The 14,887-nt window shown below is 44.5% G+C and carries 17 protein-coding genes; 1 reads left to right on the top strand and 16 read right to left on the bottom strand.

Annotation, left to right across the window (positions count from 1 at the left end):
- Positions 1-113 precede the first annotated feature (113 nt).
- A complete protein-coding gene (locus AC4MRV_RS03795) occupies positions 114-2,546 on the bottom strand; it encodes a hybrid sensor histidine kinase/response regulator (protein WP_491186094.1) in 2,433 nt (810 codons plus the stop codon).
- Between the two features lie 126 nt (positions 2,547-2,672).
- Between AC4MRV_RS03795 and AC4MRV_RS03790 the strand changes: the two genes are divergently transcribed.
- Complete coding sequence (locus AC4MRV_RS03790) at positions 2,673-3,242, top strand: UPF0149 family protein (RefSeq protein WP_491186093.1); 570 nt, start codon at positions 2,673-2,675, stop codon at positions 3,240-3,242.
- Positions 3,243-3,280: 38 nt separating this feature from the next.
- On the opposite strand, the gene AC4MRV_RS03785 is transcribed toward AC4MRV_RS03790, so the two are convergent.
- From AC4MRV_RS03785 to cydB, 15 genes are all read right to left on the bottom strand, one after another.
- The gene (locus AC4MRV_RS03785; RefSeq protein WP_491186092.1) at positions 3,281-4,444 is read right to left on the bottom strand and encodes a glutathionylspermidine synthase family protein; all 1,164 of its coding nucleotides are present in this window, start codon (positions 4,442-4,444) and stop codon (positions 3,281-3,283) included.
- A gap of 2 nt (positions 4,445-4,446) precedes the next feature.
- Positions 4,447-5,007 (bottom strand): DUF1190 domain-containing protein, encoded by a 561-nt coding sequence (locus AC4MRV_RS03780; protein ID WP_491186091.1) that lies wholly within the window; start codon positions 5,005-5,007, stop codon positions 4,447-4,449.
- An 8-nt stretch (positions 5,008-5,015) separates the two neighbouring features.
- Positions 5,016-5,432: a DUF350 domain-containing protein gene (locus tag AC4MRV_RS03775; protein WP_491186090.1), complete on the bottom strand. Its 417-nt coding sequence runs from the start codon at positions 5,430-5,432 to the stop codon at positions 5,016-5,018.
- Positions 5,432-6,475, bottom strand: a complete 1,044-nt coding sequence (locus tag AC4MRV_RS03770; RefSeq protein ID WP_491186089.1) for a potassium channel family protein — start codon at positions 6,473-6,475, stop codon at positions 5,432-5,434. Before AC4MRV_RS03770 ends, AC4MRV_RS03775 begins: the two co-directional genes overlap by 1 nt.
- Before the next feature lie 106 nt (positions 6,476-6,581).
- On the bottom strand, positions 6,582-7,643 hold the full coding sequence (gene nadA / locus AC4MRV_RS03765; RefSeq protein WP_491186088.1) for a quinolinate synthase NadA: 1,062 nt from the start codon (positions 7,641-7,643) through the stop codon (positions 6,582-6,584).
- Positions 7,644-7,786: 143 nt separating this feature from the next.
- Positions 7,787-8,569 carry a tol-pal system protein YbgF gene (ybgF, locus tag AC4MRV_RS03760; protein WP_491186087.1) on the bottom strand — a complete coding sequence of 261 codons (783 nt, stop codon included), beginning with the start codon at positions 8,567-8,569 and terminating at the stop codon, positions 7,787-7,789.
- 15 nt (positions 8,570-8,584) lie between these two features.
- Positions 8,585-9,112, bottom strand: coding sequence for a peptidoglycan-associated lipoprotein Pal (gene pal, locus AC4MRV_RS03755; protein ID WP_491186086.1), 528 nt, complete (start codon positions 9,110-9,112; stop codon positions 8,585-8,587).
- Positions 9,113-9,146: 34 nt separating this feature from the next.
- Positions 9,147-10,502: a Tol-Pal system beta propeller repeat protein TolB gene (gene tolB, locus AC4MRV_RS03750; protein WP_491186085.1), complete on the bottom strand. Its 1,356-nt coding sequence runs from the start codon at positions 10,500-10,502 to the stop codon at positions 9,147-9,149.
- Positions 10,503-10,515: 13 nt separating this feature from the next.
- Positions 10,516-11,586: a cell envelope integrity protein TolA gene (gene tolA / locus AC4MRV_RS03745; protein ID WP_491186084.1), complete on the bottom strand. Its 1,071-nt coding sequence runs from the start codon at positions 11,584-11,586 to the stop codon at positions 10,516-10,518.
- 13 nt (positions 11,587-11,599) lie between these two features.
- Positions 11,600-12,043, bottom strand: a complete 444-nt coding sequence (locus tag AC4MRV_RS03740; RefSeq protein ID WP_491186083.1) for an ExbD/TolR family protein — start codon at positions 12,041-12,043, stop codon at positions 11,600-11,602.
- Between the two features lie 5 nt (positions 12,044-12,048).
- Positions 12,049-12,747: a protein TolQ gene (gene tolQ / locus AC4MRV_RS03735; RefSeq protein WP_491186082.1), complete on the bottom strand. Its 699-nt coding sequence runs from the start codon at positions 12,745-12,747 to the stop codon at positions 12,049-12,051.
- Positions 12,737-13,156 (bottom strand): tol-pal system-associated acyl-CoA thioesterase, encoded by a 420-nt coding sequence (gene ybgC, locus AC4MRV_RS03730; RefSeq protein WP_491186081.1) that lies wholly within the window; start codon positions 13,154-13,156, stop codon positions 12,737-12,739. Before ybgC ends, tolQ begins: the two co-directional genes overlap by 11 nt.
- A gap of 166 nt (positions 13,157-13,322) precedes the next feature.
- Complete coding sequence (gene ybgE / locus AC4MRV_RS03725; RefSeq protein ID WP_491186080.1) at positions 13,323-13,625, bottom strand: cyd operon protein YbgE; 303 nt, start codon at positions 13,623-13,625, stop codon at positions 13,323-13,325.
- Complete coding sequence (cydX, locus tag AC4MRV_RS03720; RefSeq protein ID WP_000270284.1) at positions 13,618-13,725, bottom strand: cytochrome bd-I oxidase subunit CydX; 108 nt, start codon at positions 13,723-13,725, stop codon at positions 13,618-13,620. The genes ybgE and cydX overlap by 8 nt, the downstream gene beginning before the upstream one ends.
- A gap of 11 nt (positions 13,726-13,736) precedes the next feature.
- On the bottom strand, positions 13,737-14,873 hold the full coding sequence (gene cydB, locus AC4MRV_RS03715) for a cytochrome d ubiquinol oxidase subunit II (RefSeq protein WP_491186079.1): 1,137 nt from the start codon (positions 14,871-14,873) through the stop codon (positions 13,737-13,739).
- Between the last annotated feature and the right edge of the window lie 14 nt (positions 14,874-14,887).

Raw genomic sequence — 14,887 nt, 5'->3', positions numbered from 1 at the left:
TTGGTTTTGAATATTGAAAAGTTTAGTAAATAAACTACCAATTCATTAGGAAAACTTGGCGCAAATCACTACCTTTTATCGAAATGTTTACTTTTTACTCAAAATCATGAAATTCAGTTACAAAACTCAGTCGCCTGAACTGCGAGCATATCGAGATCCTGCTGCGAGGGTTGTTGCCCTAATTGTAGGCTGTCGTCAATGCGTTGTAGACAAGATTCAAGAGTCGAACCTCCTTGATAGCTAAGAACATGCTCAAGTTTCTTAACCGCTTGTTGCGCTTCAGAATACTCATTATTCTCTATAGCCATAAAGCACGTCAGCAATAATGCCTCGACACCTTCCGCTTCTTGCTCGCTTTGCGATTTAAGTAAACGAGGCTTATATTGATAGAGCTTTTCTGCGTATGAAAACAGTGCATCATCAAGATCACTTTCATCAATAGGTTTTGATACGATGTAGTCGACCCCGACGCTCAGCATTCGTTCACGAGTATCTTTAAATACATCTGCAGTACAACCAAATATTAGAATGTTAGCTTTGCTGTCATGTAGTGCTCGAATTGCCGTTGTGGCCTCAACACCATCCATCACTGGCATGTGGTTATCCATCAAAATAAGATCGTACTCACCTGTTACAATGGCGTGAACGGCGAGTTCACCATTCTCAACACAATCACAGGCAAACCCTTTATTGGTCATGAATGTCGTTAGAATAATGGCGTTAGTTCGATTATCTTCAACAATGAGAACTTTGAGCCCTTGGTAACTGAGTTTCTTATGTTGCTTCACATCGACTAAGACGGGCTCACACGTCGCCATCCTAATTTGTACTTCAAAACTCGAACCGATTCCCAGTTCACTGGTTAGATGAATATCACCATCCATCAGTTCACATAGCTGTTTGACAATAGCTAGCCCAAGCCCAGTCCCCCCAAATCTTCTCGTTGTAGATGACTCAGCTTGCTCAAACGGGTTGAAGATCTTATCTTGCGATTCTTTGGCAATACCAATACCAGTATCTCTTACCCGAATATGTAAATACTCCAACCCATCAATGCTTTTCTCAGAGAAGTAAACTTCAACATAACCACGGGAAGTAAACTTGACCGCATTATTAAGCAAATTAAATAAAATCTGGCGCAGTCTCGCTTTATCAGAGAGATACCAACGCCCTTTCGGGACATCTGAAATCACTTTGAATTGAAGCCCTTTTTCACTACATAAAGTAAAGTAAACGCTATTGATACTGCCGATAATGGAATCTAGTGGGAATGGGTGTTTTTCAAGCTCCAGGTGCCCTTGTTCAATTTTAGAAAAGTCTAGGATCTCATTCAGTAAGGTCATCATATGGTCGCCAGACTCGTACAATGTTCGTAGATGCTTACGCTGTTCATCGGAGAGTTCCGTCTTTAGTAGGATTTGCGCAGTACCAAGCACGCCATTCATTGGAGTACGTATCTCATGGGACAATGTCGCTAGAAAAGCACTTTTGGCTTTAGTAGACGCCTGAGCTTTCACTTTTTCTGCTTCGAGGAAAACCGTTTTTTGATTAAACTTATCTATAAGGTGGCGTATCTCATCATTACTGTCGTAAGTAATGTCGATAATCCCACCTCTTTTCGAATCATCAACTTTTTGAGCAATCAAAATGATTGGCGAAATTAGGAAGCGGTTAATCAACAAGTAACCGAGCATAACGCACGCCAACATGATAGGAATGATGCCAGATTCCACCTTGAGCACGACGTCATAGACCTGCTCAGCAACCAGCCTTTTAGCATTGACAACATCAACACTCCAGCCAAAGTCGCCGAAGCTGTGTTGGCTAATATAAATACCTTCAACGATTTGAAAGTTGTGCTCGGTAATGACTTCACCATAAGAGTCTCTGAGAACAACACCAAGATCGTATTCTTCCGCATGGCTATGAACAAAATCAACCAGATCCTCTAACGAAAGATCAACGGTAGCAACACCTGAAAATTGGCCTTGGATATAGTACGGAGAAGAAGCCGTAATCATCTGAACTTGGGTAAAAGGATCAATGTAAACTTGCGACCAAATCACCGAGCCAACTGGCGCATTAACGACGGCGGTGTACCAAGACTCTTTGTCGTATCCTCCTGACTCGGGGTTATCCCACGAGTAAACACGATCGACAAGTCCATCATTAGCTCGATTAAAGAAAATGCTCGAATACGCGATGTCTTTATCTATTGAGTAAGGCGTTGGCCATAGCCCCCCACTTACCGTAACACCATTAATTAGAGAAAAGAGGTTATTCAGCAATTCAGCTTGATGCTGTTGGCTATCATTATTGCTACCGATGCTAACAATACTTTGGAGAATACCCAGAGAGCTATTAATGGGTTCTTTTATCTGCTCGGAAATAAGCTCTGTGCGCAGATCTAGGTTCTTTTCTAACTGCACTCGCGTTGGCGTTTCGACAACACGATAGCTAATCGTACCGATAAGTGTGACCACCACGGCTAGGTAGAATGCCAGTGCGTAAATGCTTTTCCGTTTGAGCGAAGAACTTATATCCATAACCAATTGAATTTTTGTCGTTTACCAAAAATTATAGTGAATATTTAAACCCTTCAACCTTTTTATCAGATACTCCGCCTGTTAACATGACGCAATCACAACTCAATCACATTTATGGTATCTACATTGAGCTTACAAAACCTTCTTGCTATACCTGAGCTTCAAGACAAATTGATCAATGAAGCGAAAACTCATGGCTTTGTTACTGCGATGGCAACCGCTCCACATATTCTTCCACCAGAAGAGTGGCTTCCATTCTTATGGGGAGGTGAAGAAGTTGCACCTTTTTCAGATGGTGAGCAACTTGAAACCTATGTTGAATTGATTATTGCTCTATGGAATGAGTATCGCCCTGCATTGCTCGATAACCAATGGCAATGGCCGCAGGAGTGCGCACTAGACGAAGAAGATATCGTAAATGAAGCGACCCGTGACTTCTGTGAAGGATTACTTCAAGGCTGGCAACTAGCTCGTGATGACTGGGAAACGATCATGCCTGAAGACAGTGAAGACAGTGCGTTACTGGGTGGGGTTTTGCTCTCGCTGAGTATGCTCTATGACCCAGAGACTTCCGTTGCAACGCTTGCAGAACAAGGCATGGAAGGTTTAGAGCAGTTTGAAGAGATTTTTAATTCAGTTCCGATGATGCTGTGCGGCCTTACAATGCGCGGTGCTGCGCTCGCCGAAACGCACTAAACGAGCAAAAGATATTTAAAAGGGCCTCAACAGCCCTTTTAAATGATTACGTGTGGTATATACCTTGCCATATCTTGGGTCACAAGGGAGCTATCTTCCCGGATCGATATACCAGCGGCCCTATCATTAACTAACCAACTTCCCACTAAGGTATAACTGTCGCCAAACTTTGGTAACGGTGCATACTGCTGAACAATCGACAATTCTGATTGATAAGGTCCATCGGTTTTGAGCATCGATTTACCGCTGCGGACAATTTCAATGTTTGCCCCTTCACGAGAAAACAACGGTTTAACCACGTAATCAGTTAACGAACTAGCTTTGCTGTCATCACTAAAGTACGCGGGTAATAAGTTAGGGTGCCCTTCAAATTCTTGCCATAACAATGGCAGCAGCGCCTTATTCGAAAGGACTGATTTCCACATCGGCTCAAGCCAGTTTACCTTAGCGGAGGCAAGGTGAATTGAATAAGGATCCTCAAACATACATTCCCAAGGATAGAGTTTAAACATCCAGCGAATTTCGCGATCATCACTATCAAGAAAATGACCTTCTTGATTAACGCCAATTTCCTCGACGTAGACAAACGCAGTCTGAAGCCCTGCTTCTTTGGCACAATCTTCTAGGTACTGGACTGTGCCTTTGTCCTCTTCTGTGTACTTACAGCAACTAAAATGCAGTATCTGGCCGGGCTGTAGCGTTGCAATCTCTCTAAATCGTTCAATAAGGTAGTCTTGTAAGATATTAAACTGGTCGGCATTACGGGCCATAGCCCCTTGGTTCACAACATCTTCCAACCATAGCCATTGCCAAAACGCGGTTTCAAATAAGCTGGTTGGTGTATCCGCATTGTTCTCATACAACTTAGCAGGACCAGTGCCGTTGTAAGCAAAATCTAAGCGCGAATAAAGTGACGGCTCTTTTCGCATCCAGGAAATACGTACTTGCTCCCACATCGCTTCAGGAATAGCGCAACGCTTTAATAATTGCTCGTCGCGCACCACCTTATCGACAATAGAAAGGCACATTTGATGTATTTCTTCGGTTGGTGTTTCCAGATCTTGCTCGATTTGCTCCAAATTGAACTGATAAAACGCAGACTCATCCCAATAAGGTTTGCCATACATGGAATGAAAACCGAAACCATACCTTTGAGCTAAAGCCTTCCAGTTAGCTCTCTCTTTGATATCACGACGTAACATTCCTAGCCGCCACGACTTGAAGATACAGCTTTGCCAAATCCACCACGAGACATTGCACTACCAATTGTTCCGCTCCCCTTACGCAGGCTGTTGCTTGCCAATGTGACTGGTCGAACGCGATGAGAGCCAAAGTACTGACCAGAACCAGAATAGTAGCCTTTTTTGAACCGATACATTGGCTGCGAATAGTAGCGTTTCTTGTAGCCATCAAAATCGTCAAGATCGGTTGAGTAATAATACCCGCCCATACGCGGCATATACGCGAAGTAGCGAGAGCTGTAGTAACAGTCGTCCTCTCGAAAATCGTACTCACACTCACGTTCTGTTTGATATTTTGGCGCGCTACGTTCGGCTTCCGCAACAGCGTCCTGATAAGCGAGTTCGCACTCCTCTGCTTGCTCAGGGTTGTTACTTTTACATTCGTTGCTATCAAGATAGATGGCACCCTCTGTCTTGGACTCATACTGAGAAAAGATCATAAAGCCGCCAAACATAACAAATGGAAAAGCTTTTCCGAGTGCTTTCTCCATCGAGGGGCGTTGAACATTAGAACTGCGTTTCATTCTGCCCCCTAGTACGACATACACGCAGCATTTAGAACGCCGATCGACACAGAAACCGTGGCCAAAATAATGCCTGCAGGTAATTCGTCATTCTCGACTCGCTCGGCAATTTTAGGTACCAGAACGAAGCGTACAATACCAAACGCAATGATTTGCGCGAACATAGCCACTAGGCCCCAAACTGCAAAATCAACAATGCTTACTGAGTTTTTAGCCGCACCCGCAATTGCTAAGCAGTAGCCCAGAAATGCACCGCTAAGCGCAACCGCCGCTGTGGTGTTTTGCTGATCTTTGATCAGCGTCCATTCGTCATAGGGTGTCAATCGGATGTAGATATACTTGAACGCTAATACGAATAGGATTGATAAGCCAAAATACAGCACAAAATTTGGGAAGCCTGACAGCAGGCCTGCTAACATTTCCATTATTTTTCCTTATGCATGGAAGCCCAGTTAAAAGATTCAATACGCTCATCAGCAATGTAGAACAACTTACTTCCAGCGGGAACGGAACGCTCAAGATCTGGATTGAGTTCTATGCCCTGACCAACATCAAAGGCAATTAAGGTTGCTTGATAGTGCTTTTTGATAAAAGTGAAGATCGTTTCAACGGTTGTCGAAGACATATCACGAGGGTAGATCGTTGAATACTGAGTCATACCTCGGGTAGAGGCTAATAGCTCTTGATGAAGTGCGCTAGAGCCGGGATCAACCGCCGCTTTAGCTAACATTTCTGCACCCACCGCAGGAATACACTCCGCCTTCGGGCAATGCTGGCTTAGCAAGTGCCCCAGAGCTTCATCTTTGAAGTAGGCAAGGAGATGCGCCTCTGAATTGATGTTCGCGCAATAAAGGGAAGCTGATAACGTAATATCATCTTCTAAGTTATCGACAATAATACAACTTGCGCCTTTTACATTGGCTAACTTCATTTGCTGACTGTCGGTATAACTTGTTACTTTAACAAATTGAATTTCTCCCGGCAGCGGGTTTTCAATATCAGACCGACTACAAAGAACAATAGGACGTTTCCCTTCTTCTTCATGCTGAAGCATACGAATAAGATGTGTGGTACGAGAACCGTTCCAACCTAACAACAAAATATGATTTTCCACGCGAACTCTCCGTTTACCTAAAATACCTGCGCGCCAATACTCAATAGCACCACTGGCTATCCGTCCTAACATAGCGGCAAAAAGACTCAAACCACCGGGAATAACAAATAGAACAACAACCCATTTACCGTAATCGCTAACAGGTGAGTGGTCGCCATAGCCCACCGTTGATGCTGTTACCATGAGGTAATAGATGAATGTTGAAAAGTCATCAGTAAGTGCGCGCTCACCAGCACTTTTCAGCATCAACCAGGAGAGCGCGACATATAGCAGGCTCAGTATTAATAAATTGCGATTGCTCAAGCGGAATACATGTGACTTAAACCACTTCTTCATAAATAACCAAACGGCCATAATCACACCATCTCTAACCATTAGGTGAGTGAATATAAATTAAAAAGCGGATACAAAAAAACCAGCTAATTTAGCTGGCTTTTAAATTGTGACATTAATCACTTAATTAAGCGTTACCCTTCACTTGCATGTTCAATTGCTCAGCAAAGTCTAGCATTCGGTTTAATGGAATCAATGACTTAACACGTAACTCTTCGTCAACAAAGATTTCGTGCTCTTCGCCACCGTCACGCAAAGCTGCTTCTATCGCTTTCAATCCATTCATCGCCATCCAAGGGCAATGCGCACAACTGCGGCAAGTCGCACCGGCACCTGCAGTAGGGGCTTCGATTAGCTCTTTCTCAGGAACCAATTGCTGCATTTTGAAGAAGATGCCTTTATCAGTAGCCACAATCATCTGTTGATGAGGCAATTCTTTCGCCGCTTTAATCAGCTGGCTAGTTGAGCCTACTGCGTCTGCAAGTTCTACAACGCTCGCTGGTGATTCTGGGTGAACAAGAATTGCCGCATTTGGGTAGACAGACTTCATCTTACGTAAAGCGTCAGCTGAAAACTCATCGTGAACGATACATTCGCCTTGCCACAGCAACATGTCTGCGCCAGTTTTGTTTGAAATGTATGAACCTAAGTGACGGTCTGGTCCCCAAATAATTGGTTTATCTTCCGCATCTAAGTGCTCAACAATTTCAAGAGCAATACTTGATGTTACCACCCAATCAGCACGTGCTTTCACTGCCGCAGAAGTGTTCGCATACACGACCACAGTGTGGTCTGGGTGCGCGTCACAGAATTCGGTAAACTTATCTGCAGGACAACCGAGATCCAAAGAACATTCAGCTTCTAACGTTGGCATCAGAATGCGTTTTTCTGGCGTAAGAATCTTTGCCGATTCTCCCATAAAACGCACACCACCAATGATAAGAGTGCTTGCTGGATGGCGATTACCAAACTTAGCCATTTCAAGAGAGTCACCAACGAAACCACCTGTCTCTTCAGCTAGAGCTTGAATCTCAGGGTCCGTGTAGTAGTGGGCGATCAAAACCGCGTCTTTCTCTTTCAGAAGCTTTTTAATATTTGCAATATATGCTTGTTTTTCGTCATCTGTTAGAGGAACTGGTTTTGGAGGGAATGGGTATACAGTATCGATTTTGTCTAAAATGTGGCTCATTGCTCTTGCTCTACGCAACTTCCAGTAATCCGAGTATTGTAACCTTAACCGATTCCAAGATGCCAGTACCGACCGGAATTACTTATGGCGCAAAAAGCAAAAAAGGAGTGTCTAACACTCCTTTTTTGCTAAGTTCTATGAACCTAGTTTTTTATGCGCTCTTTCGCGAGCTTAGCCGAGGCGCTGCTTGGGTACTCATCCAATACTTGTTGGTAGTACTTATTTGCTTGCGCAGCGTTATTATTACGACCAGCAATGTCACCTAGTTTAACTAAAGCATCGGCGCGCTTGTTTGAATCTTTGTAAGAGATCACGGCAGCAAAACTCTTCACCGCCTCTTTATCTTGCTTTTTAGCAAAATAAAGCTGACCTAGCCAGTAATGGGAATTCGGTGTAAACGAAGAGTCTGGGTAATCTTTTTGAAACTGTTGGAATGCAGCAATCGCGCCAGTGTAATCACGTTTTTTCAAGATTAGATCAACTGCATTTTGATAAGCTGTCTGCTCATCAGCATTTGAACTGAACGTGCCACCAGAGGCTGCTTTTGTATCGCTACCAGTGCTGTCTGCTACGACTGGCGCTACACTTACTTGACCACGAACTTTATCTAATTCGATGAATAACTCTCGCTGACGCTGCAACATTTGCTGCATGTCATAGCTATTTTTTTCCAGTTGACCACGTAAATCACTAATTTCTAGTGCCATCTCATCCAGCTGTTGCTGCATTTGTAGTTGGACGCGGTTACGGTTTTCTAACAAGCGTTCAAGACGTTGAACATCGGTCTCGTTAGAACGAACAGAAGAAGTCGATGTAGCAGAGTTACTGCCATTAAGATCGGATACTGGAGCTGGTGCAGCGAACACAGAGCCCGCTGCACTTGCCAGTAACGTAAGCGTAACAACGCGCTTTAAGTTACTGAACATAAGGATAATCCTTGATTAGTATACTAGAACAGCACGACGGTTCTTAGCGTATACATCTTCAGATTGACCTAGTAGAAGAGGTTTCTCTTCACCGTAGCTCACGATAGAGATTTGATCCGCTTGAACACCTAGTGCTTGAAGGTACTTAGCAACTGCAGTCGCACGACGCTCACCTAGTGCGATGTTGTACTCAGGAGTACCACGCTCATCAGCATGGCCTTCTACAGTCACTTTAAGTGCAGGGTTTTTGCTTAGGTAAGCTGCGTGAGCTGCTAGCATTTCTTCGTAATCGCCTGCAATTGTTGCGTTGTCGAATGCAAAGTAAATAGTTTGCGTTTCACGAAGCGCTTGCTCTTTAAGCTCCTGCTCTGTTAGTAGACCGTTCTGATCGATTGGAGAAACCACTGTACCGTCAGTTGTCTGAGATTGGTTAGTTTCTGTAGAACCAGAAGCGTTTGCCGCATCATCACTTGAGCTACAAGCTGTCATAGCTAGAACAGGTAGCGCAATCAGTAGCCCTTTAAGAACTTTGTTTAGTCGCATTGTTATATTTTCCTTACTTATTGATACTTACTTGCTACAAAAACGGTGACCATGCAGGAGCACGAACTCGTCCATTTGTTGCCGGTAATCGAGCTTTAAAGCGTCCATCTATAGAAACCATCGACAATACGTTAGTCTTGTTATAGATAGAGCTATAAATAACCATTCCACCATTTGGTGCAATGCTTGGAGACTCATCAAGTAGAGTCTTCGTTAAAATCTGTACCGCGCCTGTTTCTAAATCTTGCTTCGCTAGATTGAAACCTGAATTGCTGCGGTTAACCATTACAAGGAATCGACCGTCTGGCGTAATTTGACCACCAAGGTTTTGACTGCCTTGCCAAGTCAATCGGTTAGTCGCTTTGCTCGCTAGATCGACTTGGTAGATTTGTGGGCGTCCGCCACGATCCGACGTAAAGATAAGGGATTTACCATCTGGATGCCAATAAGGTTCAGTATTATTTGAACGACCACGAGTAATTTGAGTCAACTTGCGCGTTTTTAGGTCTAGTGTATAGACCTGTAGACTACCAGTTTTAGATAGAACAAGCGCTAAAGTGTTGCCATCAGGAGAGAATCTTGGCGCACCATTATGACGCGGGTATGACGTTACTTTCTCACGCTCGCCAGTGTAGATGTTCATGATGAAGATTTCAGCTTGACCATTTTGGAAGCTCACATACGCCAATTTCTGACCATCCGGAGACCACGCTGGAGACATTAACGGCTGCTTAGAGCGCAGTACTAGTCGTTCGTTGTAACCGTCGTAATCTGCAACTCGCAACTGGTACGGGAACTTGGTGTCTTTATCATTGACGACAACGTAGGCGATACGAGTCAAGAATGCACCGCGCTCACCAGTTAGCTCTTGATAGACTAAATCCGAAATACGATGCGCATACTCGCGTAAACGATCACCCGGTACCGTCGCACGCTTGTTAAACAGAACATGATCTTTCGACAAAACAAGCTGGCCATCTGCGCTCAATGCTTTACTTTGTCCTTGAGTCAATTGACCACGTACTACATCAACCAATTGATAGTTAATTACGTAGTTGCCTTCGGCATCTTGGGTAATTGAACCCGTCAATAAAGCATCTACTCCTAATCCAGTCCAAGCATCGAAGTTCACCTCTGCTTCACTGTATGGAGTTTGTGGCATTCTATTCGTGGCCACTGGGCTAAATTTACCGCTACGTTGTAAGTCCGACGCAATCACTGCGGACACGTCTTGCGGCAGTTTCGCTGCCCCTTCCCATTTAAACGGAACAATAGCGATTGGACGCGCCGAATCGATACCATCTGTAATGACAAGTTCAAGCGCCGCATTGGCTACCTGAAACGCCCCCATTACGGTAAGCATACATCCTAAAATTAGTCGCTTTAACACAAGCTTTTCCTTATTACTCAGGTACTACGGTTAAATTGATATTCTTTAACTTGTTAATCACATCTTGATCTTTTGGTAATGGAAAACTACCAACTTGCGCTACCGCTCGTTTAGAAGCTGAGCACAATCGGCTATCACCATCCAAAATACTAAGATCACCAACAATTGCACCCGATCCGGTTGGGATCAAGCGCAAATTAACTCGACAGGACTTTCCCCGAAAGCTGTCCTCCAGAAGCAGATTTTGTTGGATCAGCTGGGTATAAATCGCGCCATAACGTTGAGCTTCATCTGCAACAAACTTGCCTCGTGCTGAGCTGTTTTGCTCAGACTCGGTCTCTAACCCAGCAAAAATGTCATTTAATGCTGCTTCTTGCAGCTTTCGCTCTCGTTCGAGCTGCTCTAAACGCTCTTTTTCTTTACGAGCTTTTTCAGCCGCTTCTTCCGCCGCTTTTTCTTTCGCTATACGTTCTTTTTCCGCTTTATCTGCTGCTTCTCGCTCTTTGCGAGCTTTTTCTTCAGCTTCTTTAGCAGCCTTCTCACGTTCTATACGTTCTTGTTCTGCCTTTGCGATGGCCGCTTCTTTCGCTAATCGCTCTTGTTCAGCCTTTTTGACCGCTTGCTCTTTGGCTTTGCGTTCCGCTTCCAATTTGGCAACACGCTCTTTTTCTTTTTTAGCACGCTGCTCTTCAGCTTTACGCTCTTTCTCTTTAGCAAGGCGATGTTTTTCAGCTTCACGAGCGGCTTTCGCTTCTTTGGCTTGCTGCTCTTTTAGCTTACGAATTCTTTCTTCTTCAGCTTTACGATTCTTCTCAAGCTGTTCGCTTTCACGACGCAGTTTATCGAGACGATCTTGCTCTTTCTTCGCCGCTTCTTGGCGCTGGCTACGAATTTGCTGAGCTTGCTCACGCACCATAGCTGGATCAATCACAACAGCTTGAACCAATTGCCCTGTAGGTTCAGGCTTGGACATAGTGAAATCTGCTCCCCAGATGAGTGCAACAATCAGTAGAGCATGCAACGAAGCCGATATCGCTATCGGCTTTTTGTAATCACTTTTTTTCTTAGGCTTAATCTCTTTCATACACTAAGGGCGCTTATTCCTTAATATCCGTAAGCAAACCCACTTTAGGGATACCTGCACGGCCTAGTTCATCCAACACCAATACAACTTCTGCATACGGCGTCGCCGCATCTCCGCCAACCGCCACTGGAGAGTCAGGCTTAAGTGATAGCTCAGCTTTGACACGAACAATAATGTCCTGTAGTGACAGACCGCGCGTAACCTCTTCATCATTCACGCTAAGGCCTAAATTACCATCTCGGTCGATTTCAACGATGATAAAGCTTGCGTCGCTATCGCCAGCTAACTCAGAAGCAGGTTTCGCAGTCGCCGTTTTCGGAAGTTCAACATCCACCCCTTGGGTAACAAACGGCGATGTCACCATAAAGATGATTAACAGAACCAACATAACGTCGATATAAGGTACAACGTTAATCTCGGCCGTCATCTTTCTTTTTTTGCGTTGGTAGCCCGCCATTTCCGTTATTCCTTGTGCGCGCTATCGCGGCCCGCCATAGCTTGGCGATGCAAGATGCTGTGGAACTCTTCAGAGAAGGTAGCGTAGTTGTGCTCTAGTTTACCCACCTTGTTGCTTAGGCGGTTGTAAGCCATAACTGCCGGTATGGCTGCAAATAGGCCCATTGCCGTCGCAACCAGAGCTTCAGCGATACCAGGCGCAACCATCGCAAGAGTGGCCTGCTTCACTTCTCCTAACGCGATAAACGCATGCATGATACCCCAAACAGTACCAAATAGGCCGATATAAGGGCTGATCGAGCCTACCGTAGCAAGGAAAGGAAGGTTGGTTTCAAGCTCATCGACTTCTCGCGCTACCGCGACACGCATGGAACGGCCAGTCCCTTCCATGATGAAGTCTGGTGAATCACTGTTGGATTTACGTAAACGTGCAAACTCAGTAAAGCCTGAGTAGAAGATCTCTTCAGTGCCGGAAAGTTCGTCCTTTCGCTTTTTAGCATTTTGATAAAGGATCGAAAGATCGGTGCCTGACCAAAACTTGTCTTCAAAAGATTCCGCATCTTTAGAAGCTTGCGACAAGACCTTGCTGCGTTTAATTATCATCGCCCATGAAGCAATAGACATTCCGAGCAGGGTTAACATCACCATTTTTACTAACAGGCTTGCTTGTAAAAACAGGTCAAGCATTGAAATATCAGCGGTCACTATGAGTAAACTCCATAACTATTGATTGAGGGATCGCTATTGGCCTCATTTTCTCATTATCGATACATGCTACCTTAACCATTGCCTTACACAATGTTTTGCCATCAGGATTGACGATCTCCTGACAGAAAGTAAGCGAAGCCTTTTTAAGTTCTGCAACGTGTGTCTTAACTGTCAATTGATCGTCAAGACGCGCTCCTTGCAGAAAATCGATGTCCATGTGTCGGACTACGAAACCGATGTTTTGTTCCAAAAGAGTATGTTGCGAGACACCAACATTGCGAAGCAGCTCAGTCCGAGCTCTTTCAAAGAACTTGAGATAGTTTGAGTGGTAGACCACCCCGCCTGCATCTGTATCTTCGTAATATACAGTCACTGGCCATTCGAATATTGCTTGGGCAGGTTGCACCGCTCACCCCTTTTAACTCATTGAAGGGCTTTACTATAACGCAACTCAAGGCAGTTTATGCAAGGGATAATGGAGGTTTTCAAGGATTGAAACAAAAAAATAGCACCAACTATCATTTAGTGGTGCTATTTCGATAGAAATACGAATAAATTTTAATCACACTGAATTAGAGCAGTCTAATCACCGTAAGATAGCTCAAAATTGACAGGGAGAAGTAAGGGCTAAACAAGATTTGCCAGTACCAATTGCGAGGCTTGAAGCTCAAACCATATACCATGCTTGAGCAAATTGCCCAAATCAGGAGCGGTGAAATTACAGCATTGAATCCACCTATTGATTCAGAGTACACCTCTGGGTCCCACATCACCATCGCGACATGATAAAAACCTAATACGAGTGATAAGACCCTAAACAGGGTCTTATCTAATGGTGCATGCAGCTTAGCTACCTGCGCAGCGAGATTACTCACTGTCTTTATCCATCATTTCTGAATGCTCTAACCAAAGAGCGTTAATGATGCCAAATGCACAAGCGAGTAGTACACCTAGAATCCATGCGAAATACCACATAGTTAAACTCCTTAGTAAGCTGAAACGTCGTTGTCTTCAATGTGTTTCTTATCTAGACGACCGAACATCTTGTAGTATGTCCAAGTCGTGTAAGCAAGAATCACAGGAACCATCACTGCCGCTACTGCTGTCATCAGACCAAGTGTCAATTCACTTGCTGTCGAATCCCACATAGTTAGGCTGTGGTTTGGTACTAGGCTTGAAGGCATTACGAATGGGAACATTGCGAATCCTGCCGTCAAAATAACACCTGCGTTTGCTAGGCTTGAGAATAGGAAAGCAAAGCCACCACGCTCAAAGCGAGAAGCGATCACAGCAAGCAGAGGCATTAGTACACCTAGAACTGGCGCCGCCCACATTGCAGGATACGTTTCGAAGTTAGCCATCCAAGCACCAGCTTGCTGAACAACTTCTTTGTTCAGTGGGTTTGAGTCCGCTAGCGTATCGATTGTGCTCGTAATAACGTAACCATCGATAGATTGAACCCAGAAACCGCCAACAACGAACAACGCCACTGCAATTAGACCTGCAATTTGAGCAACATTGCGTGCACGAACATGCAGCGCTTCTGTTGTTTTCATTTGCAGCCAAGTTGCACCCTGCAGTACAAACAGCATCAAGCTTAATACACCACATAGAAGTGCAAATGGGTTAAGCAGCGCAAAGAACGTACCTTTGTACTCTGACATAAGTAGGCTGTTGAGTTCGAACGGTACACCTTGAAGTAGGTTACCAAACGCAACACCAAAGATTACCGGTGGCACTGTACCACTAAAGCAAAGTGCGTAGTCCCAAGCTTTACGCCATTTAGGATTTTCGATTTTCGAACGGTAATCTAGAGCAAGTGGACGCAGCCAAAGCGCAGCTAGAGTCACATACATTGCTAGGTAGAAACCAGAGAACGACGTCGCGTATACAAGTGGCCACGCAGCAAATAGCGCACCACCAGCTGTGATTAACCAAACTTGGTTGCCATCCCAGTGAGGAGCAATCGTGTTTAGCATAATACGACGTTCAGTGTCCGTTTTACCGATGACAGGTGAAAGCGACGCAACACCCATATCAAAACCATCAGTTACAGCGAATCCAACCAGTAGGACACCAATTAGAACCCACCAAATCAGTCGTAAGATTTCGTAATCAAACATTTTCTGTCTCCTTC

It is taken from the genome of Vibrio sp. (assembly GCF_984391705.1).
Note: the sequence above shows the minus strand (reverse complement) of the source record. Positions and strands in the feature narration are given on the sequence as shown.